The 17,554-nt window shown below is 74.5% G+C and carries 9 protein-coding genes and 2 pseudogenes; 9 read left to right on the top strand and 2 right to left on the bottom strand.

From position 1 onward, the window contains the following. Window positions 1-252 precede the first annotated feature (252 nt). The 8 genes and pseudogenes from AAHZ94_RS11420 to AAHZ94_RS11455 all read left to right on the top strand — a co-directional run. Window positions 253-1,479 (top strand): annotated as a pseudogene (locus AAHZ94_RS11420) (MFS transporter); the annotation flags it as partial. 257 nt (window positions 1,480-1,736) lie between these two features. Further along, complete coding sequence (locus tag AAHZ94_RS11425; protein WP_349992691.1) at window positions 1,737-2,696, top strand: class I SAM-dependent DNA methyltransferase; 960 nt, start codon at window positions 1,737-1,739, stop codon at window positions 2,694-2,696. A 336-nt stretch (window positions 2,697-3,032) separates the two neighbouring features. Next, a complete protein-coding gene (locus AAHZ94_RS11430; protein ID WP_349992692.1) occupies window positions 3,033-4,634 on the top strand; it encodes an ABC transporter substrate-binding protein in 1,602 nt (533 codons plus the stop codon). After that, window positions 4,631-5,584: an ABC transporter permease gene (locus tag AAHZ94_RS11435; protein WP_349992693.1), complete on the top strand. Its 954-nt coding sequence runs from the start codon at window positions 4,631-4,633 to the stop codon at window positions 5,582-5,584. Before AAHZ94_RS11430 ends, AAHZ94_RS11435 begins: the two co-directional genes overlap by 4 nt. A 188-nt stretch (window positions 5,585-5,772) precedes the next feature. After that, window positions 5,773-6,576 (top strand): annotated as a pseudogene (locus tag AAHZ94_RS11440) (ABC transporter permease subunit); the annotation flags it as partial. A 206-nt stretch (window positions 6,577-6,782) separates the two neighbouring features. Continuing rightward, complete coding sequence (locus AAHZ94_RS11445) at window positions 6,783-8,489, top strand: ABC transporter ATP-binding protein (protein ID WP_349992695.1); 1,707 nt, start codon at window positions 6,783-6,785, stop codon at window positions 8,487-8,489. A gap of 270 nt (window positions 8,490-8,759) precedes the next feature. Next, window positions 8,760-9,314 carry a DUF3291 domain-containing protein gene (locus tag AAHZ94_RS11450; RefSeq protein ID WP_349992696.1) on the top strand — a complete coding sequence of 185 codons (555 nt, stop codon included), beginning with the start codon at window positions 8,760-8,762 and terminating at the stop codon, window positions 9,312-9,314. A 185-nt stretch (window positions 9,315-9,499) separates the two neighbouring features. Then, the gene (locus AAHZ94_RS11455) at window positions 9,500-11,524 is read left to right on the top strand and encodes an ABC transporter ATP-binding protein (RefSeq protein ID WP_349992698.1); all 2,025 of its coding nucleotides are present in this window, start codon (window positions 9,500-9,502) and stop codon (window positions 11,522-11,524) included. A gap of 139 nt (window positions 11,525-11,663) precedes the next feature. On the opposite strand, the gene AAHZ94_RS11460 is transcribed toward AAHZ94_RS11455, so the two are convergent. After that, entirely contained in the window at window positions 11,664-12,668 is a 1,005-nt protein-coding gene (locus tag AAHZ94_RS11460) for an aminoglycoside phosphotransferase family protein (protein WP_349992699.1), read from the bottom strand. A 453-nt stretch (window positions 12,669-13,121) separates the two neighbouring features. On the opposite strand from AAHZ94_RS11460, the gene AAHZ94_RS11465 reads away from it, so the two are divergent. Continuing rightward, window positions 13,122-15,728, top strand: a complete 2,607-nt coding sequence (locus AAHZ94_RS11465) for an excinuclease ABC subunit UvrA (RefSeq protein WP_349992701.1) — start codon at window positions 13,122-13,124, stop codon at window positions 15,726-15,728. Window positions 15,729-15,801: 73 nt separating this feature from the next. Here AAHZ94_RS11465 and AAHZ94_RS11470 read toward each other — a convergent pair whose 3' ends face one another. Further along, window positions 15,802-17,289: an amino acid permease gene (locus AAHZ94_RS11470; RefSeq protein WP_349992703.1), complete on the bottom strand. Its 1,488-nt coding sequence runs from the start codon at window positions 17,287-17,289 to the stop codon at window positions 15,802-15,804. Window positions 17,290-17,554 lie beyond the last annotated feature (265 nt).

Raw genomic sequence — 17,554 nt, forward strand, 5'->3', positions numbered from 1 at the left:
CCGGCCGGCGGGGGGGGGCGGGGCCCCCCCCCCGGGCCCCCCCCCGGGCGGGGGGGGGGGGCGGCCGCGGGCCCGGGGGGCCGGCCGGGCGCGCCCGGGGGGCGGGCGCGGGGGGGCCCCCCCCGCCACGCCACCGCGCCCGGCCCCGGAGCGCCCACGGCCCCGGCCGCGTCGAGCCCCCGCGTCGCCCCCCGCGGGCCCGCAACCGCCCGCCGACCCACCCCATCCCCGTACCGAGGACGTGAGCAACCCGTGCACATATGGCGAGAGATACGCGGCTTCCCGCTCGCCAGCCGTCTCCTGTTGGTCAACCAGTTCGGTGTGAACACCGGCTTCTACCTGCTCATCCCCTACCTCGCCACACACCTGAGCACCGACCTCGGCATGTCGGCCGCGGTGGTCGGCATCGTGCTCGGCGTGCGCAACCTCAGCCAGCAGGGGCTCTTCATCGTCGGCGGGTCGGCGGCCGACCGGCTCGGCGCCCGCGGCGTGATCATCGCCGGCTGTGCGCTGCGCACCGTGGGGTTCGCCCTCTTCGCGCTCGGCGACGGGCTGGCCGTGCTGCTGGCCGCGTCCGTGCTGAGCGGGGTGGCCGGGGCGTTGTTCAACCCCGCCGTACGCGCCTATTTGGCACAGGAGGCGGGTGAGCGCAAGGCGGAGGCGTTCGCCCTGTTCAACGTGTTCGCCACCACCGGGGCCCTGGTCGGGCCGGTGCTCGGCAGCGCCCTGTTGCTCATCGACTTCCGGGCGGCGGCCCTGACCGCCGCCGCCGTCTTCGCGCTGCTGACCCTCGCGCAGGCGCTTGTCCTGCCCGCCCGCGCGGTGCCACCGGCGCCCGGCAGCGTGCTCGGCGACTGGCGCGAGGCGGTCGGCAACCGGGCCTTCCTCGCCTTCTCGCTCGCCATGGTCGGCATGTTCACGCTGGAGAACCAGCTCTACCTGCTGCTTCCCGCCGGGGCCCGCCGGGCCAGCGGCTGGGACGGCGCGGCCGGCCTGGTCTTCCTCGTCGGCACGATCGCCAGCCTCGTCCTCCAACTGCGCATCACCGCCCGACTCGGCCAGCGCGGCGCACGGGCCCGGTGGATCGGCTGCGGGGTGGCCCTGATGGGGCTGGCGTTCCTGCCGCCGCTGGCGGTCAGCGGCGCGGCGCCACCGGACGGCCCGGCTGGGGCGGCGCTCGCCCTGCTGCCGCTGCTGGCCGGGGCGTTGCTGCTGGCGCTGGGGACGATGGTGGCCCAGCCGTTCGTGATGGAGCTGATCCCGCGGTTCGGCCACGCCCGGCTGACCGGCACCTACTTCGGCGTCTTCTACGTGGTCTCCGGCATCGCGGCGGCACTGGGCAACGCGGCCGTCGGCTGGGCGATGGACGCGGGCGGTCGGCACGGCACCCCCTGGCTGCCGTGGGCCTGCTGCGCGGGGATCGGCCTGGCATCGGCCGCGGCGGTGGGTTGGCTCTACCGGTCGGGTGCGCTGCCCGTGACCGGGGGCGCGCCGGAACGGCAGCGGCGTTCGGGGCCGCCCGAACCACCCGAGCCGCCCGAGCCGCCCAAGCCGCGGGAACTCCCGGAACTCCCGGAACGGCAGACGGTGGACTCGGCATCGGCTGGCTCCGTACCGCACCAGCCCACCGACGCCCTTCACGGCGAACGCGACGGTGAATCCCGCGGTGAATCCCACGGCGAAACGTACGGCCAACGCCACGACGCCCGCCAAGGCGATCCGAAGGGAGCACGGCGATGATCGACCGCCCCACCGTCCCGCCCCGTCGACCCACCGCACCGCCCCCTGTTCAACGGACCGGCCCCGCCGCGGACCCCGCGGCCCCGTCCGCCGCGACGGCGCCCCCACAGGCCGCGGGCCCCGGAGCCGCCGCTGTCACGACCGCGCACACCACACCGCGCACCAGCGGCAACCTGCTCACCGACCAGCCGGCCCTGTACGAGGCGCGCTTCCCCGATCCGGGGCGGCTCGCGGGGCGCTGGGCGGAGGCGACGCTGCGCGCGCACGGGGCCGGGCCGCGCGTGCTCGACCTCGGGTGTGGCACCGGCAGGGACGCGGCCCACCTCCAGGCGGCCGGGCGCCGGGTGGTGGCCGCCGACCTGTCGCCCGCGATGCTCCACTACGCGCAGCGGCACCATCCCGGACCCCGCTACGTCACCGCTGACCTGCGCGGATTCGACTTCGGTCGGGGCGTTTTCGACGCCATCACCTGTCTGGACAGCGCCCTGTTGTACTGCCACACCGGGGCCGACCTCGATGGGTTGCTCGCCTCCTGCCGGCGTGCGCTGGCCCCCGGCGGGCTGCTCCTGGCCGAACTGCGGAACGGGGCGTTCTTCCTGGGCAACACCGAACTCCTCGACACCCCGGGGCACACCCGATTCGACTGGCAGGGCGTCAGCTACTCGGCCACCACCACGCTCAGGCTCGACCGGGCCGGGCAACTGCTGCGCAGGCGTCGGGTGTGGACGTTCGACGACGGCTCCGACCCCGTCGAACAGCATTCGGCCTGGCGGCTGCTCTTTCCGCAGGAGTTGCGGCATCTGCTGGCCAGCCACGGCTTCCGGGTCCACGAACTCCACGACGGTCCAGGACCGCGGACCGAACCCGCCTGGAGCGAGGACGCGCCGCCGCCGCGCGGCACCGCGGACGGTGACCGGTTGCATCTGGTTGCCGAACGTGCCCCGTATGAGCGGTAGTTGACGCCCTCTCCGGGACCGCTGGCCCGGTTCTGCCCAGGGCCTGGCCTCGGCTCCGGATCTGCTTCCGGGCCCCGCGCCCCCTTGGCCGTACGCCGTCCCCTCCCGTACCCCGGCCCCACCGCTCGTACGCGGCGTACTCCCGCACCCCTGTCGTGGCACCCGGGCCACCCCCACATCCCACCCACCCCCACATCACACCCGTACGTACATCACACCCACCTCGTACCAGGAGTCCCCGTGACCCAGTCCCAGCCTCAGCCCCCGATCGAGCCCCAGCATGAGCCCAAGCCTCAGCCCGAGACGGCGGTAAGGGAGAGAACAGAGACGGCAGAGATGGTGAGCCACCCGCACTCCACAGCCGCGGCGCCACCCGACCGCGCCTTTCCCACCCTGCGGCGCCGCGGCTTCCTGGTTGCCAGCGCCGCGGCCGGGGTGGGTGCGTTCGCCCTCGCAGGGTGTGGATCGGGGGAGCGGGCCGCGCCCACCGGTGGTGCAGGCACGCCGCGGCGCGGTGGGCGGCTGCGGGCCGCGTTCGCCGGTGGGGGCGCGGCCGAGACCCTCGACCCGCACCGCAGCAACCTGTTCGCCGACGTGGCCCGCGCCAAGGCCCTCTTCGACAAGCTCGCCGACTGCGCGGCCGACATGTCGGCAACCCCCCGCCTCGCCTCCGGCGGGGAACCGGCGCCCCGGCTCGCCCGGTGGCGGGTCACCCTGCGCCGCGCCACCGTCCACGACGGCAGCCCCGTCACCGCCGATGACGTGCTCTACAGCTACCGCCGCATCGCCGACCCGCGGCGCACCTTCCGGGCCAGGGCTTCGCTCGAACCGATCGATCTGGCCGCCAGCCGTGCCGTGGACGCGCGCACCATCGAGTTCAGGCTGCGGCGGCCCACCGCCGAATTCCCCAACGTGCTGGCCGCGTTCGGCGCGTACATCGTGCCCCGCGACAGCGACCGCTTCGAGCGTCCCATCGGCTCCGGGCCCTTCAGATTCGTCTCCTTCACCCCCGGGCGTTCGTGCACCGTCCGCCGCTTCGACGACTACTGGGACGGCCCGCCGCACCTGGACGAGGTGCAGTTCGTCATCGCGGGCGAGGAGTCCGCCCGGCTGAACGCGCTGCTCGGCGGGCAGGTCGAGTACGCGCACGAACTGAGCCCGGCCACCGCGCGCGACCACGAGGGGCGCGGCCAGATCGACGTCGTACGGCTGCGCAACAGCGCCATGCAGGCCCTGGCCATGAAGACCGACCGGCCACCGTTTGACGACCCGCGGGTGCGGCAGGCGTTCTTCCACATCGCCGACCGGCGCGAACTGGTCGACGGCGCCCTGTCGGGGGCCGGCGAGATCGGCAACGACCTGTTCGGCAAGGGCTACCAGTACTACGCGGCCGACCTGCCGCAGCGCACCCAGGACCTGGACCTGGCACGCCACCTGCTGCGGCAGGCCGGGGCCGATGACCTCCGCGTCACCCTGGACACCTCCGCGGTCGCCGCCGGGTTCACCGAGGCCGCCGGCATCTTCCGGGACCAGGCGGCCAAGGCGGGCGTGCGCATCGACGTCAGGACGGGCAGCAAGGACAGCTACTGGAGCGACGTGCTCGACTCCGGCACCCTGTGCTGCTACCGCTCGGGCGCCATGCCCATCGAGTCGCACCTCTCCCAGCGGCTGCTCACCGACTCCACCACCAACGCCACCCACTGGCGCCACCGCGACTTCGACGCGCTGTACCGGCAGGCCCAGTCCACCGCCGACCCGCAGGACCGGGCCGCGCTCTACCGGCGCATGCAGCGCCGGCTGCACGCCGACGGCGGCTTCCTGGTGTGGGGCTTCGCCGACTGGATCGTCGGCACCGCCCGCAACGTCGCCGGCGTGCGGTCCGACGCGCCCGCCAACACCGTGGACTGGGCCAGGTTCGACCGGGTGTGGCTGCGATGACCCCGCTCCGCTCCTGGCTGGCCCGGCGCCTGCTGCTCGGCCTCGCCCAGACCGCGGCCGTGGTGCTGCTGGTCTTCGCGCTCACCGAGGCGCTGCCGGGGGACGCCGCCGTCGCGCTCGCCGGCGACCAGCCCGATCCCGAGCGCATCGCGCAACTGCGCGCCGCGTTGGACCTGGACCGGCCAGCGGCGGCCCGGTTCGCCGACTGGGTCGGCGGGCTGTGCCGCGGCGACTTCGGGACCTCGCTGGCCTCCGGCCGACCCGTCGCCGACTACCTCACCGCCGGTTTCGGCCCCACCCTGCTGCTGGCCGCGCTCACGGTCACGCTGCTGGTGCCGCTCGCGGTCGGGCTCGGCGTACTGGCCGCCCGACACGCCGGCGGGGCGCTCGACCGGCTGATCACCGCGGTGACGCTCGGCGTGTACGCGGTGCCCGAATTCGCCCTCGGCGTGCTGCTGGTCACCGTCTTCGCCCTGCGCCTGGACTGGCTGCCGCCCACCGCGGTCGGCTACGGGGACGACCTGCTGGCCCACCCCGCGGCCCTGGTGCTGCCGGTCGCGGTACTGCTCTGCCGGCCGGTCTGCTCCATCAGCCGACTGGTCCGCGCCGGCATGATCGACGCGCTCGCCGCCCCGTACGCCGACCAGGCCCGCAGGTACGGCGTGAGCGGGCTGCGGGTGTGCTTCGCCCATGCGCTGCCCAACGCCGTGGCGCCGGCGGCCCAGCAACTTGCCCGTACCGTTGACTGGTTGCTGTGCGGCGTCATCGTCGTCGAGGCGCTGTTCGTCATCCCGGGCCTTGGCACGGTGCTCATGGAGGCGGTCGCGGCCCGCGACGTGCCGGTGGTGCAGGGGCTCGCGGTGGTCTTCGGGGTGCTCGCCGTGCTGCTCAACCTCGCCGCCGACCTGGTCGCGCACCGCTTCGCACCCCGGGCCGAGGTGATCGCATGACCGAGCCGACGGCTTCGGCTGGTACGCCGGTGGGCCCCTTCGGTACGCCCACGACCTCGTCCGGAAGGCCAGCCACCCCCTCTGATACGCCCTCGGCCCCCTCCGGTACGCCGACGGCTCCCCCCGATGCGTCGTCGGCGCTGCCTCCCGGTCGGCCGCGGGGCGCGGTCACCTCGGGCCAGGCCCGTGTGCGCCGCCGACCGCCCGGCGGTCCCTTCCTGCTCGGGCTGCTCCTCATCGCCCCGCCGCTGCTGATCGCGCTGCTCGGACCCTGGCTCGCGGGCGACGCGGGGCGGCGGGGCGTCTCCTTCAGCGCCGGCGGCCCGTACGGCCTGGGCACCGACTTCGTCGGCCGCGACGTGTGGCACCAGGTGCTCGTCGGCGGGCAGTCGGTGGTCCTGGTCGTACTGGCCGCGACCGTCCTCACCTACGCGCTCGCCCTGCCGCTCGGTCTCACCGCGGCGCTGACCCACCGCAGATGGCTGGAGGAGGCGCTGATGCGCCCGCTGGACGTACTGCTCGCCGTCCCCTCGCTGCTGCTCGTCCTGCTGGTCGCCGCCCTCTACCAGCCGGGCGCGCTCGGCCTGGTCCTGTTGGTGGCACTGGTCAACTTGCCCGATGCGGCGCGCATGGTGCGGGCGACGGCGGCCGAGGCGGCCTCGCGCCCGGCGGTGGAGGCGCTGCGGATGCAGGGCGAGGGCTGGTGGCGGATCGCGGTCGGGTACGTCGGTCGCGCCACCCGCCGCACCCTCGTCGCGGACGCCGGCGTACGGCTGACGGGCGTGCTGTACCTGGTGGCCACCGCCGCCTTTCTCGGCGTGGGAGTCGAACCCGACGCCGCGGACTGGGCCGTCATGGTCGACCGCAACCGCCCCGGCCTCTTCCTCCAACCCTGGGCCGTGGTGCTGCCGGCGCTGCTGATCGTGGCGCTCTCGATGGGCACCAACCTGCTGTTCGACGCGGCCCTGACACCCCGTACGGAGCGCGGCGCCCAGCCCCGACCGGACGTCCGGCCCCGACCCGACACCCTGTCCCCATCCGACAGCCGGCCCCCATCCGACGCCCAGCCCCGGCCAGACATCCGGCCCCGGTCGGGCATCCAGCCTCAACCAGGCACCCGGCCCCAACCCGACACCCAGCCTCAACCCGCCACCCAGCCCCCACCGGAACCCCACCCCCGACCAGAGGAGCCAGACCGATGAGCGCGCTCGTGGAGAACGTCGTCGACGTGCGGGACCTGCGCATCGAGGTGGCGGGTCGGGCCATCGTGGCCGGGGTGGACCTGCGGGTCGGGCCCGGTCGGGTGACCGCGCTCGTGGGGGCATCAGGCAGCGGCAAGACCAGTACCGGGCTTGCCCTCATCGGCAGGTTCCCGGCCGGGGCCACGGTCACCGGCGAGGTACGCGTGGCCGACGGGCGCGCCGGCCACGTGCCGCAGCACCCCGCGGCCGTGCTCAACCCGGCCCGCCGGGTGGGCGCCCTGCTCGGCGACATCGCCCGCCGCCAGGTACGCCACCTGCCGCGCCGGGAGCGCCGCGCCGCCGCCCGCGGCCGGGTGCTCAGCGCCCTGACGGCAGCTCAACTCGCCGACGGAGCCGAGCTGGTGCGCCGCTACCCGCACCAGCTCTCCGGCGGGCAGCAGCAGCGCGTCGTACTCGCCCAGGCGCTGCTGCTCGGCGCCCGCGTCATCGTGGCCGACGAACCCACCCCGGGCCTGGACGCGCTGACCAAGCGCCAGGTGGTAGGCGAGCTCGCCGCCCTGCGGCGTCGCGGCATCGCACTCGTCCTGCTCAGCCACGACCTGGAGGTGGTGCGCGAACTCGCCGACGAGGTCTGGGTGATGCACGCCGGTCGCATCGTCGACGGCGGCCCCGCCGGGCCGGCCCTGGCCCACCCGCAGCACCCCTGGACCAAGGAGCTGCTGGCCGCGGCCCCGCCCGCACCACCCCTTCGACCCGATCCATCGCGGCAGGCAGCCGCGGCGCTTCCGGCCGGCCGAGCGACCAGCACTCCACCGCCGACGGGGAGCGGCCCCAACGACGCAGCCGCCAGCACGGCCCCGCACCCGCCGCGCCCCGCTCCCCGGGCGACGGCCGAGGGACTGTCCGTACGCGGACTCACCGCCCACCACCGCGCGACCAGCCACCCCAACGGCACCGGCCGCACCGGCACCCCCGTCCTGCGCGACGTCGAACTCACCGTCGTGCCCGGTGAGTGCCTGGCGGTGGTGGGCCGTTCCGGCAGCGGCAAGACCACCCTGGCCCGCTGCCTGGCCGGGCTGCACCGGGACGCCACGGGCGAGGTGCTGCTCGCCGGCCGGCCGCTGCCGCGCAGCCTGCGCGACCGGTCCCGGGCCGAGCTCGCCGCCGTGCAGTACGTCTTCCAGGACGCGCGGGCCGCCTTCGACCCGTACCGGCCGGTGCTCGACCAGGTGGCGCGCACGGCGGTGCGGCTGCACGGCACCGCGGCCGGTACGGCGCGCGCACAGGCCCGCGCGCTGCTCGCCGAGACCGGCCTCGCGGGCGACCTGGTGGCCCGCCGGCCGGCCGGGCTGTCCGGCGGCGAGCTGCACCGGGCCGCCCTGGCCCGCGCGCTGCTGGCCCGGCCGCGGGTGTTGCTCTGCGACGAGCTCACCGCCGGCCTCGATCCGGTCACCCGGCGCGCGGTCCTCGACCTCCTGGTCGGCCTGGCCCGCGACCGCGGTGACCTCGCGCTGGTCCTCATCACGCACGACCAGGACACGGCCGCGGTCGCCGACCGGATCGCCGTGCTCGACGCCGGCGAGTTGGTGGAGTGCGGCCCGGCCGACCTGCTGCGCACGGCCCCACAGCATCCCCGTACGGCCGCGCTGCTCGCGCCGGCACCCGCGGCGCCAGCCGGCCGCGTGTCGGCCCCGCGCCCCTGACCACGGACGACGCACCCACCTGTGCCTTCCCCGACCCCTGCAAGGGCGTGGTGAGGAAGCCACTTCGGAGGCGGCGGCGCAACTTCGACAGGGGGCGCGGAGGCGGCTACCTTCACCTCGTCTTCGGCGGCCGGGAACAGCCGTACGGGGGTTCCTGCTGGCTGAGTCATCCGCGACGGGCGGCTCGGCCGCGCCCACGGGGCCCCGCCCCCCTTGCGTACGCCGCCGAACCTGGCCCCCGCCAGCCACCCCCCCACCAGGGAGAGACGCATGCCCCAGCTCGCTCTGTACACCTTCGGCGTCTTGAAGTCGCGGCTCGCCGATCCGGCGCCGCTCACGCGTGAGTTCCACGACCACGGCGAGGCCATCTACCGGACGATCGGGCAGCACCCCGGATATCTCGCCCACGCGGAGGCCGTAGCCGGCGAGGGCACGCACTTCGAGTTGGACTGGGGCGCGTGGGGCGAGTTCGCCGTACCGGCCTGGTACGACGGGGGCCGCACGGTGGAGACCCTCGCCATGGCCGCTTCCCTCTCGCTCTGGACCGACCCGCGCTCCGCCTTCGACGCCGTTTACACCGGTCTGCACCGGGCGGCGCTGAACAGGCGTCAGGACTGGTTCGAGCGGGCGGCGCACCCGGGGTACGCGTTCTGGTGGGTCCCCGACGGCGCGACGCCCACCTGGCGGGCCGGGGTGTCCCGGCTTGAGCACCTGCACGCGTACGGCCCCGCGCCCTACGCCTTCACCTTCCCGCGCGCGTTCACCCCGGAGGGGACGGCGACCAGGATCGCCGACACCGGACCGCGGCCCCGCCGGGCCGGCTGACGGCGACCGGCTCGCCGACGCGAAGGCACGCTCGCCCGTACGGCGGAACGGCGTTCGGCGCGCGGTGGCGCAGCGTGCGGGGGAGCGGCGCGGCTCGCCCGGAGAGTTGACTTAAACATTTGTTGAAGTCCTACCTTCGTGGTCAACCGCCGGTCAGGCGGCCCGCCGCCCACCGAGGAGTCCCCGTGGACATGGAAGTCACCGCCTGGACATCGCTGCACCACGCGATGAACGCGAAGAACGACAAGCGCCCGTTCTCCCGGGCGGCGCTCGGCCGGATCGTGCGCTTCGCCCGCCCGCACCGCCCCCTGCTCGTCACCTTCCTGGTGCTCAGCGTCGTCACCGCGGCGCTCGCGGTCGCCACGCCCGTGGTCGCCGGGCGGGTCGTCAACGCCATCGTGGACGGCGCCGCGGTGGGCCACGTGGTCACCCTCGCCGTACTGATCGCCGTCATCGCGGTGGCCGCGGCCGGGCTCGGCCTCACCCAGCGCTGGTTCTCGGCGCGCATCGGCGAAGGACTCATCTTCGACCTGCGCCGCGCCGTGTACGACCACGTACAGCGGCTCCCGGTCGCCTTCTTCACCCGCACCCGCACCGGCGCCCTGGTGAGCAGGCTCAACAACGACGTGATCGGCGCCCAACGGGCCTTCAGCGACACCCTCTCCGGCGTGGTCAGCAACGTGGTGACGCTGCTCCTGACGCTCGCCGTGATGCTCAGCCTGTCCTGGCAGATCACCGTGCTCGCGCTGGTCCTGCTGCCGATCTTCGTGCTGCCCGCCCGGCGGATGGGCGCCCGGCTGGCCCGGCTCCAGCGGGAGGGCGCGGCCCACAACGCGGCGATGAGCACCCAGATGACCGAGCGGTTCTCGGCCCCCGGCGCCACGCTCGTCAAGCTCTTCGGGCGGCCGGCGGACGAGTCGGCCGAGTTCGCCGCCAGGGCCGCGCGGGTGCGGGACATCGGGGTGCGCAGCGCCATGGTGCAGACGGTGTTCATGACCGCCCTGACCACGGTCTCGGCGCTGGCGCTCGCCCTGGTGTACGGGCGCGGCGGCTACTACGCGCTGCGCGGCTCGCTCGACCCCGGCGCGGTCGGCGCCCTCGCCCTGCTGCTGACCCGGCTGTACGCGCCGCTGCCCGCGCTGGCCAGCGCCCGGGTGGAGATCATGAGCGCCATGGTCAGCTTCGAGCGCGTCTTCGAGGTGCTCGACCTGGAGCCGCTGATCGCCGAGAAGCCGGACGCCCGTACGCTCCCCGCCGGCCCGGCCGCGGTCGAGTTCGACCGCGTCGACTTCGGCTACCCGGCTGCCGACAAGGTCTCCCTCGCCTCCCTCGAAGAGGTCGCCACGCTCGACAGCCGCGGCGGCGAACAGGTGCTCCACCAGGTTTCCTTCCGGGCCGAGCCCGGCCAGATGGTCGCCCTGGTCGGCTCGTCAGGCGCCGGCAAGTCCACCATCGCCCAACTCCTGCCGCGGCTGTACGACGCGGACGCCGGGGCGGTGCGGGTGGGCGGTGTGGACGTGCGTGACCTGACGGCCGACTCGGTACGCGAGACCATCGGCATGGTCACCCAGGACGGCCACCTCTTCCACGAGTCCATCCGCGCCAACCTGCTCCTCGCCCGGCCGGGCGCCGGCGACGAGGAACTGTGGGAGGTCCTGCGCCGGGCCCGGCTCGACGGGCTGATCGCCGCCCTGCCCGACGGCCTCGACACCGTCGTCGGCGAACGCGGCTACCGGCTCTCCGGCGGCGAGCGCCAGCGCCTGACCATCGCCCGGCTGCTGCTGGCCCGCCCCCAGGTGGTCATCCTCGACGAGGCCACCGCGCACCTGGACTCCACCTCCGAGGCGGCCGTCCAAGAGGCGCTGGCCGAGGCGCTGGACGGCCGAACCGCCGTGGTCATTGCCCACCGGCTCGCCACGGTCAGGGCCGCCGACCTGATCCTCGTCATCGAGGCGGGCCGGGTCGTGGAGCGCGGAACGCACACCGAACTGCTGGCCCAGCACGGCCGGTACGAGCAGCTCTACCGCACGCAGTTCGCGGACGAGGCCGACGACGGCGCCGGTGACGCCGCCGGTGACGGCGGCGCGGTGGCGAACGCGGGCGCGGGGGTCGATGGTGAAGGTGCTGATGGCACCGGGGCGGCTGCCGGGGGCGGTGGCGCCGCGGCGGATGGTTCCGCGGGTGCGGGGGCGTTGGCCAAGACCCGGTGAGCGGTGGCCGCGACCGTGGCCGTGGGCGGCGTCAGGCCGGCGCCACGCCGCTGCGGTCGCCGCCGCGCCGGCCCCGTACGGCGGACACCGCCGCTACAGGGCCGCGGCCCGCCCCGACCGGACCGCCCGGCGCCCGCCGTCACAGTCCCGCGAGCCCGGCCAACACCGTGGCCTGGGCCATCTCCTCCGCACCGTCCTCGATCTCGCCCATGGCCGCGAACCACAGTGCGCTCTCCACGGTGCGCGCCACCGACCAGGCCAACAGCCGCTGCGGGTCCTCGCCCACGGCGTCGCCGACCAGGGCGTACCGATGGGCCAGCAGCGGGGCCGGGTCCGCGTACTCGAAGGGCTCGTCCAACTGGGTCAGCAGCGGCCACGGGTCGTAACCGGGGTCGCCCACCATCGGCTTGGGGTCGATGGCCAGCCAGGGTCTGCGCCCGCTGGCCAGCACGTTGCCCGGGTTGAAGTCGCCGTGCACCACGACCTCGCGACCGGCGGACCCGGGCAGCGTACGGAGCAGGTCCACCCCGATCGCCACCAGCCCCGGGTCGTACCCGGGGTCCAGCCGTGCCATCCGCTGCTCCACCAGCGTCGCCCACTCCCGGGTGACCGAAGCCAACCGTTCGAGCCCGGACGCGGGCGGCGGCGCCGACCACAGGCCGTTGAGCAGGTCGGACGCGGCCGTCAGCCGGGCGTCGGGGGCGAGGTCGCCCGCCTCGCCCAGTTCGGTGCCCGGCTCACAGCGCTCCACCAGCAGGGCGTACCGCTCGGCGTCGGCCGCCAGCAGCCGCACCGCGCCCGCCCCGCCCCAGGTGCGCAGCCCCTGCGCCTCACCGGCGGCCTCGCGGTGCGGCCAGGTCAGCTTGAGCACCGCGGGCCCGCCGCTCGGCAGCGTCACCGGGGCCACCCAGGAACAGCTACCGCCGTGGATCGGCGGCCCGAGCCGCAGCTCCCAACGGTCCTGGAACTCCGCTATCAGCGCGGGCAGCCCCGCGAGCCAGGCGCGGCCGGAGGCGGTCTTGGACATCTCGGCGACCACGGGCAGCGTGGCGGGCACCAGCGCGGCGTCCGTGGTCGAAGGGGTGGGGCCGGAGGTCTGCACGGACGCGGCGGCTAAGCCGTCGGATATCGGCGTGGGCGGCATGGTTGCAGGGTAGGGCGGCCCGGCACGGGATGGCGCGGGAGTTTTCCGCAGCTGCCACGCGCTGGGCCTCGGCGGCCGGCCACCGCTCCTCGCACTGCGTTGTGCGGAGCGCCGCGCGTCGTGCGAAGCACCCCGGTCGCTGGCCGCTGCGCCCCGGGTCGGGCACGCCTCGCGGACCTGTCCGGCCCCTGCCTGTCCGCCCCTCGGCTTGAGCAGCCCCGGCTTGGGCAGCCTCCGCTAGGGCAGCCGGCCACGCCGGCCCCTCCACCCCGCGGCACGACCCCGACCCCGTACCGTCGCATTGGCGGAGCCGTACCCGTACCCACGGAGCCACATCCGCGCCCGCCCCCCACACCCGCGCAGCCGAGCCCGTACCCCCCGCGGGCGAGCAGCGCCCCCCGGTCGGCGGCAGCCCGACGTCACCGCGCGCCGGGCGGGCGCGATCATGGAGGGATGACCGACTCGTACGTGCGGGTGCGCGGGGCCCGCGAGCACAATCTCCGTGGTGTTGACGTGGACGTTCCGCGGGACGCCCTCGTCGTCTTCACCGGCGTCTCCGGCTCCGGCAAGTCGTCGCTGGCCTTCGCGACCATCTACGCCGAGGCGCAGCGCCGCTACTTCGAGTCCGTCGCCCCGTACGCCAGGCGCCTCATCCACCAGGTCGGCGCGCCCAAGGTGGCGGAGATCACCGGGTTGCCGCCGGCCGTCGCCCTGGAGCAGCGCCGTTCCGCGCCCACCGGACGCTCATCCGTCGGCACCGTCACCACGCTGTCGAACTCGCTGCGCATGCTCTTCTCCCGGGCCGGCAAGTATCCGCCAGGCACCACCGAACGCCTGGACTCCGACGCCTTCTCGCCCAACACCGCGGCCGGCGCCTGTCCCGCCTGCCACGGGCTCGGCCGGGTGCACCACGTCACCGAGGCGTCCCTGGTGCCCGACCCCGGGCTGAGCATCAGGGAGGGCGCGATCGCCGCCTGGCCCGGCGCCTGGCAGGGCAAGAACCTGCGCGACATCCTGGCCGCCCTCGGCCACGACATCGACCGGCCCTGGCGCGAACTGCCCGCCGACGACCGCGCGTGGATGCTGTTCACCGACGAGCAGCCGGTGGTGACCGTGCACCCGGTCCGCGACGCCAACCGCATCCAACGCCCCTACCAGGGCACGTACATGAGCGCCAAACGCTATGTGCTGCACACCTTCGCCGACTCCAAGAGCGAGACGCTCCGTCGCCGGGTGCGGCAGTTCCTGGTCAGTGCGGACTGCCCGACGTGCGAGGGGCGCCGGCTGCGGCCCGAGGCGCTGGCCGTCACCTTCGCCGGCCACACCATCGCCGACCTCGCCGGCCTGCCGCTGGACCGGCTGGCCGAGGTCCTCCGCCAGGCGACCACCCCGCCGGGCGAGACCCCGGCCGCCGACCCGACCGACCCTGCCGATCCCGGCCGCCCCACGCCTCCCAGCCACCGCGCGCCCGACCCGGCCGATGACATCACCGCCGAGGTCGCCGCGACCCTCTCCCGGGACCTGGTCGCCCGCATCGAGGTGCTGACCGAACTCGGCCTCGGCTACCTCAGCATGGACCGCCCCACCCCCACCCTCTCGGCCGGCGAGCTCCAACGGCTGCGGCTCGCCACCCAACTGCGCTCCGGCCTGTTCGGCGTCGTCTACGTACTGGACGAGCCGTCCGCCGGGCTGCACCCCGCCGACGGCGCCGCGCTGCTCACCGTGCTCGACCGGCTCAAGGCGGCCGGGAACTCGCTCTTCGTCGTCGAACACCACCTGGACGTGGTGCGCCGCGCCGACTGGGTGGTGGACGTCGGCCCGCGCGCCGGCGAACACGGCGGCCAGGTGCTCTACAGCGGGCCGGTCGCCGGCCTCGCCGACGTCCCCGCATCCGCCACCCGCGACTACCTCTTCCCCACCGCGCCGCGCGTCCCGGCCCGCACGCCCCGGCAGCCCGCGCGCTGGCTCACGCTGCGCGGCGTACGGCGGCACAACCTGCGCGACCTCGACGTCGAGTTGCCGCTCGGCGTCTTCACTGCGGTGACCGGCGTCTCCGGATCGGGCAAGTCCACCCTGATCACCCAGGTGCTCGCGGAGGTGCTGGCCGACCACCTCGGCGCTGCCGGCGACGACCCCGACGCGCCGGACGGCGAACGGTCCGCCGGCGCCGGGGCCGGCGCTGGTGCCGACGCCAGTGCTGATACCAGTGGCGACGGCCGTACGACAGGCCGCGACGGCGCGCCCCTGCCCGCCACGGTCGACGGCCTGGCGGCCGTGGACCGGCTGGTCCGCGTCGACCAGCGCCCCATCGGCCGCACGCCACGCTCCAACCTGGCCACCTACACCGGCCTGTTCGACGCCGTCCGCAAGGTCTTCGCCGGCACCGACGAGGCCCGGGCCCGCGGCTACCGCGCCGGACGGTTCTCCTTCAACGTCGCCGGCGGGCGCTGCGAGACCTGCCAGGGCGAGGGGTTCGTCGCCGTCGAACTGCTCTTCCTCCCCGGTACGTACGCGCCCTGCTCCGACTGCCACGGGGCGCGGTACAACCCGCAGACGCTGGAGATCACCTACCGCGGCGCCACCATCGCCGACGTACTCGAACTGACCGTGGACGCCGCGGCCGACTTCCTCGCCGACGTGCCCGCAGCCCGGCGCGGACTGCGGGCACTGCGCGAGGTGGGCCTCGGCTACCTGCGGCTCGGCCAGCCCGCAACGGAACTCTCCGGCGGCGAGGCCCAGCGCATCAAGCTCGCCACCGAGCTCCAACGCGCCCACCGCGGCCACACCGTGTACCTGCTCGACGAGCCCACCACCGGACTCCACCCGGCCGACACCGACCTGCTGCTACGGCAACTGCACGGGCTGGTCGACGCGGGCAACTCCGTCTTCGTGGTGGAACACGACATGGCCGTCGTCGCCGGCGCGGACTGGGTGCTCGACCTCGGCCCGTACGGCGGCGACCGGGGCGGCGAGATCGTCGCGGCCGGCCCGCCGGAGACGGTCGCCGCCGCCCCGAACAGCATCACGGCCCGCTATCTGGCCGCGGCGCTGAGCGGCTGACCTGCACCCTCGCCGCCCCGACACGCTCGCTGCCCCGACAACCTCGCCGTCCCGCGACCCCGCCGGCGTGCCGTCAGTCCCCGGTGGGCGGCGCGCCCGGCCCCTCGCCCGCGGGCCCGCCGCGCCCCGCGCCGCCCGCCGGGGTCGGCGTCGAGCGCGCCATCTCGGAGTGGCGGTAGGAGTAGCCGAAGTACACGATCAGCCCCAGCGCGAACCACGCCGCGAAGCGCACCCAGGTCTGCCACTGGAGATAGGTGGTCAGCCAGATGGAGGCGGCCACCCCGATCAGCGGCACGATCGGCATCCCCGGGCAGCGGAAGGTGCGCGGCAGGTCGGGACGCCGGTACCGGAGGGAGATCACCGCGACGCACACGACGGTGAAGGCCAGCAGGATGCCGATGTTGGTGAGCTCGGCCGCCTCACCGATCTTGACGAAACCGGCGATGCCCGCCGACGCCACGCCCACGATCCAGGTCACCCGGGTGGGCACCTTCCGGGTCGGGTGCGTCTTGGCGAACCACTTGGGCAGCAGCCCGTCCCGGCTCATCGAGAACCACACCCGCGTCACTCCGAGCATGAAGGTGAACATCACGGTGAGGATGCCGATGATCGCCCCCACCGCGATCACGTCCGCGATGCCGCTGAGCCCCACCGACTTGAAGGCCGTCGAGAACCCGCTCTCCTTGTCCACCTCCGTGTAGTTCTGCATGCCCGTCAGGACCAGGCAGGCCAGCACGTAGAGCACCATCGAAATGCCCAGCGAGTAGAGGATCGCCTTGGGCATGTGCCGCTGCGAGTCCTTCGACTCCTCGGCCGCCGTACTCATCGCGTCATAGCCGAACACGGCGAAGAACACCGTGGCCGCACCGGTGAACGCGCCCCCCACCCCGTACGGGAAGAACGGCGAGTAGTTGCCGGAATCGATGTGGAAGAAGCCCACCACGATCACCAGCAGCACCACCAGCACCTTCAACACCACGACGACCATCTCGAAGCGGGCCGCGCTCTTGATGCCGAGGTTCAGCAGGTACGCCACGAACAGGCACAGCACCAGTGCGAACAGGTCCACCTTGTGGCCCTCGCCGGTGCCCGGCGCGCCGAGCATCCAGTTCGGTAGGTCCGCCCCCATCTCCTCCACCAGGAAGGAGAAGTAGCCGGAGATGCCGATGGCGACCACCGCGATGATCGCCGTGTACTCAAGGAGCAGGTCCCAGCCGATGAACCAGCCCACCAACTCGCCGAGCACCGCATAGCCGTAGGTGTAGGCCGAACCCGCCTTCGGGATGAGCCCGGCGAACTCCGCGTACGAGAAGGCCGCGGCAGCGCTCGCCACGCCCGCGATCAGGAACGAGATCAGGACCGCCGGGCCGGCCGTGCCATTGGCGACGGTGCCCGCCAAGGCGAAGATGCCGGCGCCGATGATGCCGCCGACGCCGATCGCCGTCAGTTGCCACAGACCCAGGCTCCGGCTGAGCTGCTCGCTCGCGGCGCCCTCGGGCTCTTCGATGTTCGCAATGGGTTTGCGACGCAGTACGCCGTGCCCTGGTCGGAGTCTGGCCATGAGGTGTCCTCTCCGCCGATAGCTGACGGCGGATCATGATGGCCCAACACCGGGAGGGACGAAAGACACCGCTCCGGACCAATTTCGGCGACGGCGCACACCGCTGCTCCCTCCCGGCGAGGCGCCACCGGGGGCCCGCCCCCCCTCCGGCCCCCCGCCCGGCGCCGTCCGCCCCCGGGGGCCTTGGTTGGTTGCTAGGTAGAGCCCAGGGAGCGGCACCCGCCCTCGCCCCCCCCGGGGGGGGGCAACCGGGGGGTTAATCACC

It is taken from the genome of Streptomyces sp. HSW2009 (assembly GCF_040240285.1).
In the GTDB taxonomy this organism is placed as follows: domain Bacteria; phylum Actinomycetota; class Actinomycetes; order Streptomycetales; family Streptomycetaceae; genus Streptomyces.